18 protein-coding genes are annotated in these 15,937 nt (G+C 69.7%); 9 read left to right on the top strand and 9 right to left on the bottom strand.

Annotated features, from left to right (window positions below; genetic code table 11):
• Position 1 precedes the first annotated feature (1 nt).
• Complete coding sequence (locus ACW173_RS08295) at positions 2-568, bottom strand: hypothetical protein (RefSeq protein ID WP_492084512.1); 567 nt, start codon at positions 566-568, stop codon at positions 2-4.
• A gap of 117 nt (positions 569-685) precedes the next feature.
• A complete protein-coding gene (locus ACW173_RS08290; RefSeq protein WP_492084510.1) occupies positions 686-1,432 on the bottom strand; it encodes a DUF6065 family protein in 747 nt (248 codons plus the stop codon).
• A gap of 80 nt (positions 1,433-1,512) precedes the next feature.
• Here ACW173_RS08290 and ACW173_RS08285 point away from each other — a divergent pair, with 80 nt between their 5' ends.
• The 4 genes from ACW173_RS08285 (at position 1,513) to ACW173_RS08270 (ending at position 3,903) form a co-directional block, all read left to right on the top strand.
• Positions 1,513-2,016 carry a prolyl-tRNA synthetase associated domain-containing protein gene (locus ACW173_RS08285; protein WP_492084509.1) on the top strand — a complete coding sequence of 168 codons (504 nt, stop codon included), beginning with the start codon at positions 1,513-1,515 and terminating at the stop codon, positions 2,014-2,016.
• Between the two features lie 86 nt (positions 2,017-2,102).
• A complete protein-coding gene (locus ACW173_RS08280) occupies positions 2,103-3,011 on the top strand; it encodes a tetratricopeptide repeat protein (RefSeq protein WP_492084507.1) in 909 nt (302 codons plus the stop codon).
• A gap of 13 nt (positions 3,012-3,024) precedes the next feature.
• Complete coding sequence (locus ACW173_RS08275; RefSeq protein WP_492084506.1) at positions 3,025-3,696, top strand: LON peptidase substrate-binding domain-containing protein; 672 nt, start codon at positions 3,025-3,027, stop codon at positions 3,694-3,696.
• Between the two features lie 9 nt (positions 3,697-3,705).
• Positions 3,706-3,903, top strand: coding sequence for a Trm112 family protein (locus tag ACW173_RS08270; RefSeq protein ID WP_492084504.1), 198 nt, complete (start codon positions 3,706-3,708; stop codon positions 3,901-3,903).
• Here the strand turns inward: ACW173_RS08270 and ACW173_RS08265 are convergent, their stop codons facing one another.
• Positions 3,904-5,160: a UbiH/UbiF/VisC/COQ6 family ubiquinone biosynthesis hydroxylase gene (locus ACW173_RS08265; RefSeq protein ID WP_492084503.1), complete on the bottom strand. Its 1,257-nt coding sequence runs from the start codon at positions 5,158-5,160 to the stop codon at positions 3,904-3,906. It lies immediately after the preceding gene.
• Between the two features lie 2 nt (positions 5,161-5,162).
• Positions 5,163-5,858, bottom strand: coding sequence for a MarC family protein (locus ACW173_RS08260; RefSeq protein ID WP_492084501.1), 696 nt, complete (start codon positions 5,856-5,858; stop codon positions 5,163-5,165).
• An 87-nt stretch (positions 5,859-5,945) separates the two neighbouring features.
• Between ACW173_RS08260 and pyrF the strand changes: the two genes are divergently transcribed.
• Positions 5,946-6,647, top strand: a complete 702-nt coding sequence (gene pyrF / locus ACW173_RS08255) for an orotidine-5'-phosphate decarboxylase (RefSeq protein WP_492084499.1) — start codon at positions 5,946-5,948, stop codon at positions 6,645-6,647.
• Between the two features lie 130 nt (positions 6,648-6,777).
• On the opposite strand, the gene ggt is transcribed toward pyrF, so the two are convergent.
• From ggt to ACW173_RS08230, 5 genes are all read right to left on the bottom strand, one after another.
• Entirely contained in the window at positions 6,778-8,493 is a 1,716-nt protein-coding gene (gene ggt / locus ACW173_RS08250) for a gamma-glutamyltransferase (protein ID WP_492084498.1), read from the bottom strand.
• A 78-nt stretch (positions 8,494-8,571) separates the two neighbouring features.
• Positions 8,572-9,567 (bottom strand): hypothetical protein, encoded by a 996-nt coding sequence (locus tag ACW173_RS08245; protein WP_492084496.1) that lies wholly within the window; start codon positions 9,565-9,567, stop codon positions 8,572-8,574.
• Positions 9,568-9,569: 2 nt separating this feature from the next.
• Complete coding sequence (locus tag ACW173_RS08240) at positions 9,570-10,718, bottom strand: hypothetical protein (RefSeq protein ID WP_492084495.1); 1,149 nt, start codon at positions 10,716-10,718, stop codon at positions 9,570-9,572.
• A 251-nt stretch (positions 10,719-10,969) separates the two neighbouring features.
• The gene (locus tag ACW173_RS08235) at positions 10,970-11,413 is read right to left on the bottom strand and encodes an ester cyclase (protein WP_492084493.1); all 444 of its coding nucleotides are present in this window, start codon (positions 11,411-11,413) and stop codon (positions 10,970-10,972) included.
• Between the two features lie 43 nt (positions 11,414-11,456).
• The gene (locus ACW173_RS08230) at positions 11,457-11,651 is read right to left on the bottom strand and encodes a DUF1674 domain-containing protein (protein WP_492084491.1); all 195 of its coding nucleotides are present in this window, start codon (positions 11,649-11,651) and stop codon (positions 11,457-11,459) included.
• Between the two features lie 97 nt (positions 11,652-11,748).
• Between ACW173_RS08230 and ACW173_RS08225 the strand changes: the two genes are divergently transcribed.
• From ACW173_RS08225 to ACW173_RS08210, 4 genes are read left to right on the top strand one after another with little or no spacing between them, the layout of a single operon-like run.
• Positions 11,749-12,156: a hypothetical protein gene (locus ACW173_RS08225; RefSeq protein ID WP_492084490.1), complete on the top strand. Its 408-nt coding sequence runs from the start codon at positions 11,749-11,751 to the stop codon at positions 12,154-12,156.
• Between the two features lie 49 nt (positions 12,157-12,205).
• A complete protein-coding gene (locus tag ACW173_RS08220; RefSeq protein WP_492084488.1) occupies positions 12,206-13,495 on the top strand; it encodes an RsmB/NOP family class I SAM-dependent RNA methyltransferase in 1,290 nt (429 codons plus the stop codon).
• A gap of 37 nt (positions 13,496-13,532) precedes the next feature.
• Positions 13,533-14,192 carry a ribulose-phosphate 3-epimerase gene (gene rpe / locus ACW173_RS08215; RefSeq protein WP_492084487.1) on the top strand — a complete coding sequence of 220 codons (660 nt, stop codon included), beginning with the start codon at positions 13,533-13,535 and terminating at the stop codon, positions 14,190-14,192.
• Positions 14,193-14,201: 9 nt separating this feature from the next.
• Entirely contained in the window at positions 14,202-15,932 is a 1,731-nt protein-coding gene (locus ACW173_RS08210; RefSeq protein ID WP_492084486.1) for a heparinase II/III family protein, read from the top strand.
• The last annotated feature ends 5 nt before the right edge of the window (positions 15,933-15,937 follow it).

The following is a 15,937-nucleotide window of genomic DNA, read 5'->3' as shown; positions in this document are numbered from 1 at the left end:
GTCACGCGCTCCTCAGCCACAGGCCGCTGAGGAACAGCCCGCCCCCACCGACCAGGGCCAGCCACTCGGCCAGGTGCGCGGGCCAGGCGTAGTAGCCAAACAGCGTCGCCACGAACACCGCCGCGCCGATCAGCGCGTAGCGCCAGGCGGCCATCACCACGCCCATCACCGTGTAGATGAAGCCCACGAACAGGCCCGGCAGGGCGATGTAGGGCAAGAGCTCGGTCTTGGGAAACACCGCCACGATCGCCAGGATGAAGGCCACGCACGCGGCCATGCCCATGCTGATCCGCCAGGTCTGGCCGGACGCCCCGCCGACGGCGGACTTGATCCGGGACGACAGCAGCAACGTGCCGCCGACTCCGAAGACGTCCAGCCCGCCCCACATCCAGCCCCAGTACTCCGGTACAAGCCGGGCCATGCCCAGATAACCCAGCCCCCAGATCACACCCCACAGCATCAGAATCGGGCCGGCGTACCGGTAGCTTTTCAGCGCCATGCCCCGACGGGTCACGCTGTCGATCTGCGACAGGGCCGCCTCGGCCTCGTGCTTGGATACGCTCGTCATCACAGCCTCCATGTTCAGAGAACTCTGTAATGCAGAGTTGGTCACGGCGGAGGCGCTCTGTCAAGCAGAGTGCTCTGAATGAAATCCTCCCCACGCCAGGGGAGGATCTACTGCTCCCTACACCCCCACCTTCGGCGACTTCATCCGCCGCTTGTTGACGTGGTGGCTGGGCGCCTCGGCCGCGATCTCCTCGGGGTATTCGCCCTTGAAATAGAACCGCTGCCAGGCCTCCTTGGTCGCCTCCGGGTCGCGGTTGAAGATCAGCTTGTTGAACTCGCTGCGCTTCTCGGCCCAGACGTCGTATTGGCGGCGCAGTTCGGGATTGGCGTTCATCGACTTGATCACCGGCTGGAAGGCCTCCATCGGCTTGTCCTGGATCAGCATGATGAAGCAGAAGGTCTCGCCCTTCTCGAACCGCACCGTGCCGGGGCGGGTGAAGATCCAGTTCATCGTGAACGGGAACGGCAGCCAGTCGGTCTCGATCACCCCAGCCAGCGGCTGGACGCCGTCCTTGACGTGGTTGGGCGGCCCCATGGCCATCAGCGACCAGCCGGGCGGGGTGCGGAACAGATAGCCGGTATGGAAGGTCACCACGCCGCGGGTGAAGTGCGACTTCACGAAGTCGGTGAAGCCCGGATACGGATGGTCGGGCTGGAACTTGATGCACTCCTGGTGCGCCCCGCCGTCCCAGGTCATCGAGAAGCCGACCGGGCAGATGATGTCCCAGCCGGTGGTGTTGGCCATGGTCAGCGGCAGGCAGCGATAGGGATGGCGCTCGGCGAACCGATCCATCCAGGCGCGCTGCGGCCGGCCGGGCACGATTTCCGGCGGACGGTTCTCGGTGGGATAGCACTCCAGTTCCATGCCGGTCCTTTGCTGTTCTTCCTGCCCTAGCTATTCCTCAGGTCTAGCCCTGCCTGCCTCGGGCCGTCTAGTAGAGCCTCATGAAGACCAGAGCCGACCTGTTCGCCTTTTTCGAGGCCCACGGAATCCAGTCGTCCACGCTGGACCACCCGCCGGTGTTCCGCGTCGAGGAAGGCCTCGAGATCAAGAAGGCCCTGCCCGGCGGCCACACCAAGAATCTGTTCCTCAAGGACGCCAAGGGCCAGCTGTGGCTGATCTCGGCCCTGGGCGAGACGACGATCGACCTGAAGAGGCTGCACCACGTGATCGGCTCGGGCCGGCTGTCGTTCGGCCCCCAGGAGATGATGGTCCAGACCATGGGCGTGACGCCGGGCTCGGTCACCGCCTTCGGCCTGATCAACGACACGGAAAAGCGCCTGCGCTTCGTGCTCGACAAGGCGCTGGCGCGGAGCGATCCGGTCAACTTCCACCCGCTGGGCAACGACGCCACCACGGCGGTCAGCCAGGCCGACTTCCGCAAGTTCCTGGCCGCGCTGGGGATCGAGCCGATGATCGTCGACTTCGAGACCCTCACTCTCGCCTGACACGCGAACCGAATGTTGCGCGAGCGGCCGCCAGGGACCATCTTGGCGGCTGACGCGTTCCCTGCCTTGAGTATACGAGAGACCCGATGTCCCTGATCGGCGAAAAGCCCGCTGCCCCCACCGCCTCGGCCAAGAACGAGCACATCAAGGACGGCACGGACGACAGCTTCATGGCTGACGTCATCGAGGCCTCGAAGACCCAGCCCGTCATCGTCGACTTCTGGGCCACCTGGTGCGGCCCGTGCCGCCAGCTGACGCCCGCTCTTGAGAAAGTCGTCGGCGCGGCCAATGGCGCGGTCAAGCTGGTCAAGATCGACGTCGACGCCAATCCGGGCTTCGCCGGCCAGCTGCGCGTGCAGTCGATCCCGACGGTCTACGCCTTCGTCGACGGCCGCCCGGTGGACGCCTTCCAGGGCGCCTTGCCCGAGAGCCAGGTCCGGGCCTTCGTCGAGAAGCTGAGCGGTCCGGCCGGTCCCAGCGCCATCGACGACCTGATCGCGCTGGGCAAGGAATCACTGGAGATCGGCGACATTGGCGGCGCGGCCCAGGCCTTCGCCCAGGCGCTGCGGACCGATCCCGAGAACATCAAGGCCCTGGGCGGCATGGCCCGCGCCTATCTGCTGGGCGGCGACCTGGAAGGCGCGGCCGAGGTGGTCGCCATGGCCCCCGCCGACGCCAAGGACCCCGACCTCGACGCCGCCCGCGCCGCCCTGGCGCTGGCCGAGGACGCCCCGTCCGAGACGGCCGAGTTCGAAAAGCGCCTGGCCGCCGACGCCGACGACCACGAGGCCCGCTTCGAGCTGGCCAAGGCCCTGGCCGGGGCCGGGCGCCTGGACCAGGCCGCCGACCACCTTCTGGCCATCATAGCGCGCGAGCGTACGTGGAACGACGACGCCGCTCGCAAGCAACTGCTGACGGTGTTCGAGGCCGCGGGCCCGACGTCCGAAACGGCCAAGCAAGGTCGACGCAAGCTGTCGACCCTTCTCTTCAGCTAGACCAGGAGCGTCCATGCAGGGGAACTATCGCAAGCTCGCAGACTTGCCGCTGGTGATCCCGGTATTCCCGCTGGACGGGGTGCTGCTGCTGCCCGGCGGCCAGCTGCCCCTGAACATCTTCGAGCCGCGCTACCTGAACATGCTGGACGACGCGATGTCGGGCGAGCGGATCATCGGCATGATCCAGACCAAGCCGCACCAGGCCGCCGACAACGAGCGGCCGGCCCTGGCGCCGGTGGGCTGCGCCGGCCGCGTGACCAGCTTCGCCGAGACCAGCGACGGCCGCTACCTGATCACCCTGACCGGCGTCTGCCGCTTCCGGGCGGGCGAGGAACTGCCGGTGCGCACGCCCTATCGCCAGGTCCGCGCCGACTTCACCCCGTTCGAGCCCGACCTGCGCGAGGACGCCGCCGGAGTCCGCACCGCCGCCGACATCGACCGGCTGCTGGTCGCCCTGCGCCGCTACCTCGACCACCGCGGCCTGGCGATCGACTGGGGCGACGCCGAGAGCGCGCCGTCGGACGCCCTGATCAACAGCCTGGCCATGGCCCTGCCGTTCGAGCCCCTGGAGAAGCAGGCCCTGCTCGAGGCCGAGACGATCTTCGAACGCAAGGCGACCCTGACCGCCCTGCTGGAGATCGATGCGGCCGCCAGCGACGATGACGAACCGCATTCGATCCAGTAGAGAGGGCGCATGAGCGAAGCCCCTGCCCCGATTGTCGACGTCGATCCGCGCCTGCTGGAAGTGCTGGTGTGCCCCGTGACCCGGGGTCCGCTGGAATATGACCGCGCCAAGGGCGAGTTGATCAGCCGCTCGGCCAAGCTGGCCTATCCGATCCGCGACGGCGTGCCGATCATGCTGCCGGAAGAGGCCCGCGAGCTGGACGCGTAGTTAAAGCGCCACGCCCCGCAGCAGCTTGGGCAGGTCGCCCACGCCACCGCCAGCCTCGTGCATGAAGAACCGCCGGGCCGGGGCGATCTGGTTGACCACCGCCAGGCCGGCCCCGCGCGCCAGGCGCATCAGCGGGTTGTCGTTCGAGAAGATCCGCACGAAGGCGTCGAAGGCAAGCGCGTTGCTGACCGTGTCGAACCGCCGCCAGCGGGCGTAACGCTCCAGCACGGCCTCGGCGCCCATATCCTCGCCGTTGCGGATCGCCTCGACCAGCACCTCGGCTAGGGCGGCGGCGTCCTTCAGACCCAGGTTCAGGCCCTGTCCGGCGATCGGGTGCACCCCGTGGGCGGCGTCGCCGATCAAGGCGAGGCGCGGCGCGACCATGCGCTCGGCCAGCGACAGCGACAGCGGATAGACGAAGGTCGGCCCCTCGATCGACACCTCGCCCAGGAAGTCGCCGAACCGGCGCATCAGGTGGGCGTGGAAGGCCTCGGGCGAGGCGTTGCGCAAGGCCTCGCCACGCGCGGTGCTCTCGGTCCAGACCAGGCTAGCGCGGTTGTCGGTCAGCGGCAGGATGGCGAACGGGCCGCTGGGCAGGAAATATTCGTGGGCCACGCCCTCGTGCGGACGCTGCATGCGCACCGTGGCGACGACGCCGCTCTGGCGGTAGCTCCAGCCGATGTCGCCGATACCCGCCGCGCGGCGCAGCACCGAGCCCCGCCCCTCGGCGCTGACCGCCAGCGGGGCCGACAGCACCCGGCCGTCGGCCAGGGTCAGCCGGGCGCCGGCGGCGTCGACCGCCAGGCCCTTGGCCGACATCGGCGCGATGACCGGGATTTGCCTTTCGGTCACCGCCTGGGCCAGGGCCTGGCGAATACGGCGGTTCTCGATCAGGTAGCCCAGCGGCTCCCCCTCGATCCGGCCCGAGATCTCGCTGCTGTCGAAGCGCAGGAAGGCGGCCGAAGGCTTGCGGGCCGCGGCGCTGGGCGCGCGGCCGTCGGTGACCAGGATCTGCTCGATGCGCTGGGCGTGGGGGCCGAGGGCCTCGCCCGCCCCGATCGTGCGCCACTGGCGGAACGAGGAATAGGCGATGGCCGAGCTGCGCCCGTCGAAGGTCGGGGCCAGCTGGGCCTCGAACGGCTGAGGGTCGATCAGGAGCGGCCGCAGGCCGCCCGACGCCAAAGCAAGCGCCAGGGTGGAACCGGCCATGCCGGCCCCGGCGATGATGACATCGGCGTCGTGAGCGGGAGAGGGCATGACTATTTCGTCTCCGCGTAGGGGGTCTGGGCGTCCGGACGGACCAGGCCGCGCGTGGCGTCGCCGACGCCGATCAGCACGAACTGCACCGCCAGGGCGCAGAGGATCAGGCCCAGGACCCGCACCACGATGCTCATGCCGATCCGGCCCAGCACCCGGCTGATCAGCGGCGCGGCCCAGAACACCGCCACCAGCACCAGCGACACCGCCGAGATCACCGCCACGCCCAGGCCCACGCCCGCCCAGCCGAACGGCTTGGCCTCGGCGGCGTAGATGATCACCGTCGAGATCGCGCCCGGCCCGATCAGCAGCGGCATGGCGAACGGCACGATCAGGCGCTCGAAGCGCTTCTGAGCATAGACCCGCGCCGACTGACCCTCGATGCCCTCGGCCGCGTCGGCGAACATCGTGGTGAAGTCGTCACGCAGCATGTCCAGGCCCAGAATGAACAGGATGACGCCGCCGGCGATGCGGAAGGCCGGCATCGAGATGCCGAAGAACGCCAGCAACCCCACGCCGGTGAAGAAGAAGAAGATCAGGAACGCCGCGACGAACAGGCCGATATAGACGGCCACCATCCGCCGGCCCGCCGCGGCCGCGCCCAGGGTGGCGGCGGCGAACAAAGGCACGTTGCCGATCGGGTCGATCAGGGCGAACAGGGCGACGAAGAAGTTGACGGCGAGTTTGGCCTCGGTCATTCGACGTCCCTACCTTTATCGATGCGCCAGAAACTTAGCCCTTCCTAGGGCGGACGATCGCGCGCGCCAACCCCTGGGGGCAAAGACATGACCGCCGATCCGCGCCTGATCGTTCCGCTGGACCTGCCGACCGTCGACGACGCCCGCGACATGGTCCAGCGCCTGGGCGACGCGGTGTCGTTCTACAAGATAGGCCTCGAGCTGCTGGCCAGCGACGGCATGACCCTGGCCCACGAACTCAAAGCCAGCGGCAAGTCGATCTTCCTGGACTGGAAGCTGCACGACATCGGCGCGACGGTTGAACGCTCGGCCCGCGTGCTGGCCCAGAGCGGTTGCGACCTGCTGACCGTCCACGCCGAACCGCAGGTGATGCAGGCCGCCGTCAAGGCGCGCGGCGACTCCTCGCTTAAGATCCTGGCGGTGACCGTGCTGACCAGCCTGACCGACGCCGACCTGGTCGAGATGGGTTACGCCTTCGGGGCCCGCGACCTGGTCGAGCGACGCGTGCGCCAGGCCATCGTGTGTGGGGTCGACGGCATCGTCTCCAGCCCGCACGAGGCCGCCCTGGCCCGCGAGATCGCCAAGGGGGCCGGGAAACCGGACTTCCTGATCGTCACCCCCGGCGTGCGCCCCTTCTGGTCGGCCAAGAACGACCAGGCCCGCGCCGCCACCCCCGAAGCCGCCATCCGCGCCGGCGCCAGCCACCTCGTCTGCGGCCGCCCGATCACGGCGGCCAACGATCCGCGCGAGGCGGCGCTGAAGGTGGTGGGGGAGATTGCAGGGCTCTGAAGATCTCTCCCTCCCCCTTGATGGGGGAGGGGCAGGGGTGGGGGTGACTACGGCGCTTGATGCCGGGCGCGGCGGCCGGCTCAGCATCACCCCCCATCCCCAACCCTTCCCCCATCAAGGGGGAAGGGGGCTACCTGACCACCAACGCCACCCCTCGCGCCCTCGGATCCGCCTCGGGCGCGGGCGTGCGGCCCACCACCTGGATCGCCTCCATGTCGCCGCTAAAGTCCTCGACCCAGCGGTACCCCTGCCCCTCCAGCCCCGCCTTCAACGCCGCCGATGGCGGGTAGCCGGGCTCGTAGAAGATCACATTCTCGGGCAGCAGCTGGTGGTGGAAGCGCGGCGCCTTCTGGGCCGCCTTCAGGCTGAGCTTGAAGTCGTAGACATTGGCCAGCACCTGGAACACCCAGGTGAAGATCCGCGAGCCGCCCGGCGTGCCGATGACCATGGCGGGCCGGCCGTCCTTGACCAGGATCGTCGGGGTCATCGACGACAGCGGCCGCTTGCCTGGCGCGATGGCGTTGGCCGCCCCGCCGACCACGCCGAACATGTTGGGCGCGCCCGGCTTGGCCGAGAAGTCGTCCATCTCGTCGTTCAGCAGGAAACCCGCCCCCTCGACCACCACGCCCGAACCGAACCAGCCGTTCAGGGTGTAGGTGTTGGACACCGCATTGCCCCAACGGTCGACGACCGAATAATGCGTGGTCTGCGGCTTCTCCAGCCCCGGCGTCACGGCCTTGGTCGGCGAAGGCTTGTCTGGATCCACCTCCCGCGCCCGCCGCGCCACATAGGCCGGGTCGATCAGGTTCGAGACCGGGACCTTCACGAAATCGGGATCCCCCAGATATTCGGCCCGGTCGGCATAGACGCGCTTTTCGATCTCGGCGAGCAGGTGAATGTACCGCGGGCTGTTCAGGGCCACGCCTTTGAACGTCGGCGCCAGGTCCTGCTTCATCAGCAGCATCTGCATCAAGGCGACGCCGCCCGAGCTGGGCGGCGGGGCGGTGATGACGTCATGGCCACGCCACCTGGCGGTGACCGGCGTCCGCCAGACGGCCTTGTAGTTTGCCAGGTCCGCCTTGGTAATCAGCCCCTTCACCGGCCCACGCTGCATCTGGGCGACGATCAGGTCGGCGGTCTTGCCTTCGTAAAAGGCCTTGTCGCCGCCCTTGGCGATCCGCTCCAGGGTGGCGGCCAGCTCGGGTTGCTTGAACATCGCCCCGGCCTTCCGGGGACCGAAGTAGTCGCGGAAGTTGGTCCTGGAAAACTGCGGCGGGACCTCGCTGGTCAGCATGCCGGCGAACTGGGCGTTGACCAGGAAACCCTCCCGCGCATAGCGGACCGCCGGGGCCAGCACCCGCGCCCAGGGCAGCTTGCCGAACCGCTGGTGGGCCATGGCCAGGCCGCGCACCGTGCCCGGCGTGCCGGCCGCCAGATTGCCAAATAGCGACAGACCCTCGACCGGCTCGCCATCCTTGCCCAGGTACATGTCGGCCGAGGCCGCCGCCGGCGCCGTCTCGCGATAGTCCAGGAAGTAGGGCTTGCCGCTGACGTACAGGGTCATGAACCCGCCGCCGCCCAGATTGCCGGCCTCGGGATAGGTCACCGCCAGCGCGAACCCCGTCGCCACCGCCGCATCGACCGCATTGCCGCCGGCCTTGAGGATCTCCCGCGCCGCCAGCGCGCCGTAGCGATCCGGCGAAGCCACGGCCCCGGCGTCCAGGGCGCGGGCGGCCGCCGCCCCATTTTGTTTGATCGGCGATCTCGCGGGCCCGGCCAGGGCCGGCGACGCGACCAGCAGCAGGGCGGCCGAAAGGCTCGCGGCGATCCGGGACAGCAGACGCAAGGCAGACCTCCGAGGGCGATGGCGAGGCCACGTTAACAGCCCCGGCCGCACCGAGAAGAGTCCGAGATCGGCTGGTCCTCAGTAAAGGGCGAGCGCCTCGAAAGCCGGCGCCCGCGCATCCAGGCTCTTGCTTCGGTTGGCCTGGCCGAACGCGTCGATGAGCATGGTGTTGACCTTGGCGATCAGGCGATCGGCGTCACTGGAGATCAGCTCCGGCGAAATCTTCGCCAGACGTCGGAAGACGGTGAAGGCCTCGGTCGCGTCGTCCTGTTTATTGGCCGCGATCGCGGCGCGGAGCTCCTGATAGGCCTTGCGCAGGTCCTCGATCTCGCCCCAGCGCTCCTGCTGTGTCACGGCGGAGACTCCGAACACCAGATAGGGCTTGTCCGTATAGGGCGCGCCGTTGACCCTGAGCCGGAAGTCGTTCGGATCCAGGTCGAAGGTCGCGCCGTCCAACCTGTTCTTGGCCGCCGCGATGACGGCGTAGTAGCCGGGCTTCGGCGGGGTGAGAGCGATGTCCAGCCCGACCTCCAGCTTGACCGAGCCCTCCTTGGCGGTCAGGGCCTGCACGCCAGCGCCGATGATGTCGATGAACGGCTTGGCCGTCGCGACGAAGGCGCCGCCGACCTTGTCCGAAAGCGCCGTGATCGTCGACAGGAACGGCGCGGCCAGGTCCTGCTCGACGACCGAGAACAGACCGATCTGCAATTGCAGGTCGCCGCCGCTCCATGGCGTGGGGCCGACCACACGCTTGTCGATCGTCAGGACGTTCGAGACATGCTTGGGATCCAGTCCCGCCAGCGCGGCCGGCCGGGTCGCGCTCGAGAACTGCGCGGCCTGGCCGCTCCGGCCCGGCAGGTCGGCGAACGCGTGCACCAGCCCGTGATAACGCGTGACGCCCTCGCGCTTGAACGGCAGTCGCAGCGCCTTGACGTCGATCTGCAGGTAGGTTTCGTCGGCGGTGAGCGTGGCGAGACTGGGCGCCTGGCCATTGACGGTCAGCGCGGGCGTCAGGACGAAGTCCACGGTTTCGGCCCGCGACACCTTGCCGATGAGATCGTTGAACCAGCCCATGCTCAGGTCTCCTCCAGGGTGAGTTGCAGTTCGTCCAGCGCCGAGGCCGCCCAGATCCAGCTGGCGAAGGCCATCGGCGACGGCGAGCCGAAGGGTGTGCGTTGGAACGCGAAGCCAACCAGCCGGTCATCCTCGTTGACCAGGGCCGCGCCGGAATCGCCGTAGTCAAGATCGGGACTGGTGTGCACGCAGAGCTGCCGCCCCGGCGACGGGAACGGCACGCCCATATCGGTTCCGACGATCCGCGTCGCCCGCCCGCCGCTGGAGGCGCCCTTGAAACGATGGGCCTCGGCCGCCCCGGGGGCGCGTCGGCTAAGCATGCCAGCCCGCGCCGCGAGGCCCGCCGGCCGCCAGTTGTCGCCGATCGGCACGAAACAGGTGTCCATCAGCGGGCTGGCCAGGGCGACCTCGCTTTCGAACTCGGCGTCGCCCTCGCTGAGCCGGACCTTCGTGCCGACCGGGCCAGCGCCGTGATGGCAGACGGTGACGCCCCGGCGGCCCGCCGCGTCGCGGACCAGCGCCCCCACGGTCGAGACCTCGCCGTCGGTATGGGCGCACCAGGGCGGATCGGGCACGCAGGCGTATTCCATCGGCGGCGCCGGCGCGATCACGACCCGGGGGCGGGTGATCGCCAAGAGCTCGGCGACCACGTCCGGCGCGAAATCGAGATCGACCAGCGATAGAGCCCGCATGGCGGCCTCGGGGTGGCTTTCGAAGGCGGCCATCGCCACCGCGCCGCTGTCCACGATGACAGGGCCCGCGAAGGTGGGCAGGTCGGGATCGAGCACGAGCAGGCTTCGGCGCGCGCCCTCCCCTCCGTGATAGATGATCATCCGACGGGCGTCCGACGAGGGACGCCGTCCTGTCGTTCTCCAGATGACCTCGTCGAGCAGGGGCGTATCGAGAAGATGAACCGCCGCGTGGCTGAGCTCGGCCAATGCGGGTCCCGGCGTGGAGGCCTTGGCGAAACTGGTCCGCAGGAACAGCTCCGACCCCACCAGCCGCCTCATGGGATCGCGCAGGTCCGCCGCGAAGGGATCGTTGTAGGGCCTGGCCGCCGCGGCAAAGCGCCTTTGGCCGAAGCGCCGCAAACGCTCCGCGCCCTCACCCCAATCCGCTTCCCGCGGATTGTCGCTGAGCATCTGGTCCATGAAATTGTCCAGCGCCAAACCTGGCGCTGACGCCTCGGCCGCCACGGCATCCCCCACACCTGTCACGGATCGAACTATGGTTAAACGCGCAAGGGTTGTCCACGCGCGACTTTCGCGTCGGATGAAAGCGTCCGAGCGGTCCGTGCTCGGCCAGGACGCGCGTGTTGATCGTCGCCACGATCCGGCTGGCGGCGCGGGCGGCATGACGGTCTCGATGCGGCCCGGCCCAGCCCTCCAAGGCCAATATCGCCCTAGCCCAGCTCCAGCGCCCGCGGCACCGCCATCTGGTCGTAGTACGGCCGCTCGCAGATGATCTTGTCGCCGCCGGGCGCGAATTCGAAACTGGCGGCCATGCGGATGCGGAAGGCCTTGCCGGTGGGCTCGACCGTGCCTGTCGGCAACTTCAAAGGACCTAGATGCGTGCCGGTGAGCCAGAACTCGACCAGCACCGTGTCGCCGGCGTGGGCGATGGCGATGACCTCGTTGCCTTGATCAGGGAAGGGCGTGCGCGAGGCGGCGAAATAGCCGCGCACGGCGGCCTCGCCGTCGAACACCGCGCCTGAGCCGTACATCTCGTACCGCGGGTGCTGAAAGGTGGCGATGACCGCGTCCCAGTCGTGGACGCATTCGAGGGCCATGTGGTCGCGCACCACCTGGATGCGGCGCTCGGCCAGATTGGCGGCGAGGTCTTCCATAACGCTTCTCCCCTTATTTTCGGGAAGCGTCGCGCTTTCGGCGTCAGAAGTCGACCGCCACGCCCTTCTTCTCCCAGTCGCCGAAGCGGGTGGGCTCGGGACCATCGCGGCCGCCGTTTTCCGTGGGCAGGGCCTGGGCGGCCTCGGCCGCGCGGCGAGCGGCGGCTTCCTCCAGCGCGCGGCGGGCGGCGGGGGTCAGTTCCTTGTCGGGCGCGGCGCCGGGGGGAAGATCAGACATGACGAAGGTTTAACATCATCACGCTTGCGCGCGCCAGCTTGGCAGTGTTCAACGCCCGTCCTTAAATATCAACGTTCACCGATCGGGGGATTTGAACATGACGACCAGTCGTTGGCCGCACGCCTTCTTCGGCGCGGCCGCTTTCTACGCCATGGTTGGCGTCTCGTGGGGTCTGGCCATGAGCATCAGCAAGGATCACGCGACCTATTCGGCGCATGCGCACCTCAATCTTCTGGGCTGGATCAGCATGGCCCTGATGGGGACCTTCTACGCGCTACTGGGCCAAGGGGTCGCCAACTGGGTGAAGCTGACCAACTTCGTCCTGTCGAACCTCGGCGTCGTCTGCATGATCAGCGGCCTGTACCTGTATCTGGGCCAGAAGGGACCGCCGGCGGTGTTCGGTCCGCTGCTGGCCGTGGGCGGCCTGTCGGTGGTCGCCGGCTTCTTCCTGTTCGGCCTGACGGCGGTGGGGACGGCGCTTCGCGAGCCGACCGTGGCGGCCTGATTTCGTCAAATCGCTTGCGCTCGCCGCCGCCTTTGGGCACGGCGAGGCGGTGACTCAAGAATTGAACGACGGCCTCCCCGCCCGGGAAGCCGCCCTGAACCTTATCGATGCGGCCCTGTCGCGTCGCGGCGGCATCGACGAAGCCGCTTCCGCCAACGGCTTCCGCTTCCTGGAGCCGCGCGAGCGCGCGTTCGCCCGCGCCCTGGCCATGGCCGTGCTGCGCCACCTGGGGCCCATCGACCGCGCCCTGGCCGCCAAGCTGCAGAAGGCGCCGCCTGACCGGGTGATGAACCTGCTGCGCCTGGGCGCCGCGCAGGCCTTCCACCTGGAGGTCCCGGCCTTCGCCGCCGTGGCCACCTCGGTGGAACTGGCCGGCGCCAATAAGACCAGCCGTCCGTTCAAGGGCCTGGTCAACGCGGTGCTGCGCGGCCTGCTGCGGGACGGCAATCCCAGCGACGACCCGACCCTGCTGGCCCCGCCCTGGCTCTATGCGCGCTGGGTCGCGGCGTTCGGCGAGGCCACGGCCCGCGAGATCGCCGCTCAAATCGCCCTGGAGCCGGCCACCGACCTGTCCGTGAAGCCCTCCGCCGACCTGGCCGCGCTCGCCGAGGCCCTGGAGACCGAGGTGCTGCCTGGCGGCTCCCTGCGCGTGCGCCGCAAGGGCGACGTGGCCGGCTGGCCCGGCTTCGAGGACGGGACCTGGTGGGTGCAGGACGCCGCCGCCGCCGTCCCCGTCCGCCTGCTGGCCCTCAAGCCCGGGGACAAGGTGCTGGACCTGTGCGCCGCGCCCGGCGGCAAGACCCTGCAGCTGGCCGCCGCCGGCGCGGACGTCGTGGCCCTGGACCGCTCGGCCGCCCGCCTCAAGCGCGTGGACGAGAACCTCGAGCGCATGCGCCTGACGGCCGAGATCGTCGCCGCCGACGCCGCGACCTGGGAAGACACCCGCACCTTCGACGCCATCCTGCTGGACGCCCCGTGCAGCGCCACCGGCACCTTCCGTCGCCATCCGGACGTGCTGTGGGCCGCGCGCCCCGGCGACGTCGCCAGCCTGGCGGGCGTGCAGTCCAAGATCCTCGACAGCGCCGCCGATCGCCTCAAGCCCGGCGGCCAGCTGGTCTATTGCGTCTGCTCGCTGGAGCCCGAAGAGGGCGAGGCCCAGGTCGAGGCCTTCCTGGCGCGCCGCGACGACATGGCGCTGGAGCCGATCCAGCCCGGCGAAGGCGGCTCCGCTGGTTTCCCCGGGGCCAGCCTGACCCCGCGCGGGACCCTGCGCCTGCTGCCGCATCACCGCGACGGCGGCCAGGATGGTTTCTTCGCCGCAAGGTTCAAGAAGCTCTAGGGCTGACAGAACGGCGCGACACGGCTATCCCAGGACCATGACCGCGCCGATCATCGCCCCGTCCATCCTCGCCTCCGACTTCGCCAAGCTGGGCGAGGAAGTCGCCGCCATCGAGGCGGCCGGCGCCGACTGGGTGCATGTCGACGTGATGGACGGCCACTTCGTGCCCAACATCACGCTGGGCCCCGACATCGTCAAAGCCATCCGGCCGCACGCCAAGATCCCGTTCGACGTGCACCTGATGATCAGCCCGGCCGACCCGTACCTGGAGGCGTTTCGCGCCGCTGGCGCCGACCTGATCAGCATCCACCCGGAGGCCGGCCGGCACCTGCACCGCTCGCTCAAGCGGATCCGCGAGCTGGGGGCCAAGGCCGGGGTGGTGTTCAACCCGTCCACCAGCCTCGACCACGTCGAGTGGATCCTGGAGGACGTCGACCTGCTGCTGGTCATGTCGGTCAATCCCGGCTTCGGCGGCCAGAGCTTCATTCCCGGCCAGCTGCGCAAGGTCGAGGCCCTGCGCGAGCTCGTGGACAAGGCCGGGCTCGACATCATCATCGAGGTCGACGGCGGCGTGACCCCCACGACCGCCCCGCGATGCGTGGCCGCCGGGGCCACGGCCCTCGTGGCCGGCTCGGCGGTGTTCAAGGGCGGCCCCACGGCCTATGCCGACAACATCCGCGCGCTGAAGGGCGGCTGATCGTAAACGATGGCCGTCAAGCGTTCCGCCAACGGCTTTCCCCTTCCCGCGTCTAGACGCGGCGGCGTCCTATGGAAGGCCGTCACGGCCGAGCTTTCCGGCCATATCGAGCGTGAGTGGTTCGGCTCGGGCCCGCACCGCCTGATCCTCGCCCTGCCCCGCCCCGAGGGCCTGGCCGCCCGCCCGCACGATCCGCGGCCCACCGATCCCGACCATGGCAGGAAGATGCTGACCGGGGCCCTGACCCTGGACGGCGGAACCTTGCGCCTGGGCCCCGACGGCGACCCGTTCGACACCGCCAGCCCCTCGCGCCGCTTCGCCGTCAGCCTGCACCGCTTCGACTGGCTGCCCGACCTCGCCGCCGCCGGCTCGGACGGCGCCCGCCGGGCCTTGCGCCTGCTCGACGACTGGCGCCGGGTGTTCGGCAAGTGGAACGCCTTCTCCTGGGCCCCCGAGTGCATCGAGCGCCGCGTCTTCCACCTGGCCTGCGCCGCCAAGGCCCTGGCCGCCGAGGGCAGCGACGCCGAGATCGCCGACCTGACCCACGACCTGGCCCGCCAGGGCCGCCACCTGCTGGAGCTCAAGCGCGGCCCCGAACGCGTCCTGGAGCGCGCCGTCGCGGCCACGGTCGCCGGCTGCGCCCTGGCCGGCAAGCCAGGCGAGGCGCTGATCGACAAGGGCCTGAAGGCCGTCACCAAACACATCGACACGATGGTGCTGCCCGACGGCGGCCACGCCACCCGCAGCCCCGAAGCCGGGGTCGAGTTGCTATTCGACCTGCTGACCCTGGACGACGCCCTGGGGCAGCGCGGCCGCCCCTCCCCCGAAAGCCTCTCGCGCGCCATCGACCGCCTCTCCACGGCCGCGCGGTTCTTCACCCTGGGCGACGGCCACCTGGCGGCCTTCCACGGCGGCGAGGCCATAGCGCCCGCCCGCATCGCCGCGGCCCTCGCCCATGACGACGCCGGCCCGCGCCCGCTGAACGCGGCCCCGCACAGCGGCTATCACAAGATGATCGGCGGCGGCCTGGAGGTCATCGCCGACTGCGGCCGCCCGCCCGTCGGTCCCTTGAGCGTCGCCGCCTGCGCCCAGCCGGCCGCCGTCGAGATCGTCTGCGCCAAGGACCGCCTGATCACCAGCTGCGGCTGGAGCCCCGAGGCCACCGGCGCCAACGCCTTCCGCCTCTCGGACGCGGCCTCCACCGTCTCGGCCGGCGACGGCTCGGCCGGCCGGCCGCTCTCGGGCTTCCGCGCCCGCGCGCTGGGCCCCTGGCTGGTCGACGGCGCCACCAAGGTCGAGGCCAAGCGCCATGACGATGTCGGCGGCGTCTGGCTGGACATCGTCCACGACGGCTGGCGCCATGTCGGCCTCAGCCACGCCCGCCGCCTGTTCCTCGACGCCGTCGCCGACGAGCTGCGTGGCGAGGACAGCCTGACCCCGCTGGCCGCCGACCCCGCCGCCGCCGACGGCCCGAGACGCTACCTGCCCTTCGCCGTGCGCTTCCACCTGCACCCCGAAGCCCGCGCCTCGATCGCCCGCGACGGCAAGAGCGTCCTGATCCGAGGCCCCAACAACATCGGCTGGTGGCTGCGCAACGACGCCGTCGACGTCCAGATCGCCCCGACCGCCCACTTCGACCACGGCCTGGCCCGCAAGGCCGGCCAGATCGTGCTCAAGAGCCAGGTGCGCCCGGAAGTCGGCGCCAAGATCCGCTGGAAACTGACGCGGGCGGAGGGTTAGCCACG

The sequence above is a fragment of the Caulobacter sp. ALps2 genome, from assembly GCF_058681635.1.
This window is presented reverse-complemented; position numbering and strand designations above follow the sequence as displayed.

Coding starts and splice junctions, on each gene's coding strand:
- ACW173_RS08235 (WP_492084493.1), bottom strand. CDS start 11,413: ATGGAAGACCTCGCCGCCAATCTGGCCGAGCGCCGCATCCAGGTGGTG.
- ACW173_RS08270 (WP_492084504.1), top strand. CDS start 3,706: ATGAGCGAAGCCCCTGCCCCGATTGTCGACGTCGATCCGCGCCTGCTG.
- rpe (WP_492084487.1), top strand. CDS start 13,533: ATGACCGCGCCGATCATCGCCCCGTCCATCCTCGCCTCCGACTTCGCC.
- ACW173_RS08230 (WP_492084491.1), bottom strand. CDS start 11,651: ATGTCTGATCTTCCCCCCGGCGCCGCGCCCGACAAGGAACTGACCCCC.
- ACW173_RS08225 (WP_492084490.1), top strand. CDS start 11,749: ATGACGACCAGTCGTTGGCCGCACGCCTTCTTCGGCGCGGCCGCTTTC.
- ACW173_RS08265 (WP_492084503.1), bottom strand. CDS start 5,160: ATGCCCTCTCCCGCTCACGACGCCGATGTCATCATCGCCGGGGCCGGC.
- ACW173_RS08295 (WP_492084512.1), bottom strand. CDS start 568: ATGACGAGCGTATCCAAGCACGAGGCCGAGGCGGCCCTGTCGCAGATC.
- ACW173_RS08260 (WP_492084501.1), bottom strand. CDS start 5,858: ATGACCGAGGCCAAACTCGCCGTCAACTTCTTCGTCGCCCTGTTCGCC.
- pyrF (WP_492084499.1), top strand. CDS start 5,946: ATGACCGCCGATCCGCGCCTGATCGTTCCGCTGGACCTGCCGACCGTC.
- ACW173_RS08275 (WP_492084506.1), top strand. CDS start 3,025: ATGCAGGGGAACTATCGCAAGCTCGCAGACTTGCCGCTGGTGATCCCG.
- ACW173_RS08240 (WP_492084495.1), bottom strand. CDS start 10,718: ATGGACCAGATGCTCAGCGACAATCCGCGGGAAGCGGATTGGGGTGAG.
- ACW173_RS08285 (WP_492084509.1), top strand. CDS start 1,513: ATGAAGACCAGAGCCGACCTGTTCGCCTTTTTCGAGGCCCACGGAATC.
- ACW173_RS08245 (WP_492084496.1), bottom strand. CDS start 9,567: ATGGGCTGGTTCAACGATCTCATCGGCAAGGTGTCGCGGGCCGAAACC.
- ACW173_RS08290 (WP_492084510.1), bottom strand. CDS start 1,432: ATGGAACTGGAGTGCTATCCCACCGAGAACCGTCCGCCGGAAATCGTG.
- ACW173_RS08280 (WP_492084507.1), top strand. CDS start 2,103: ATGTCCCTGATCGGCGAAAAGCCCGCTGCCCCCACCGCCTCGGCCAAG.
- ACW173_RS08210 (WP_492084486.1), top strand. CDS start 14,202: ATGGCCGTCAAGCGTTCCGCCAACGGCTTTCCCCTTCCCGCGTCTAGA.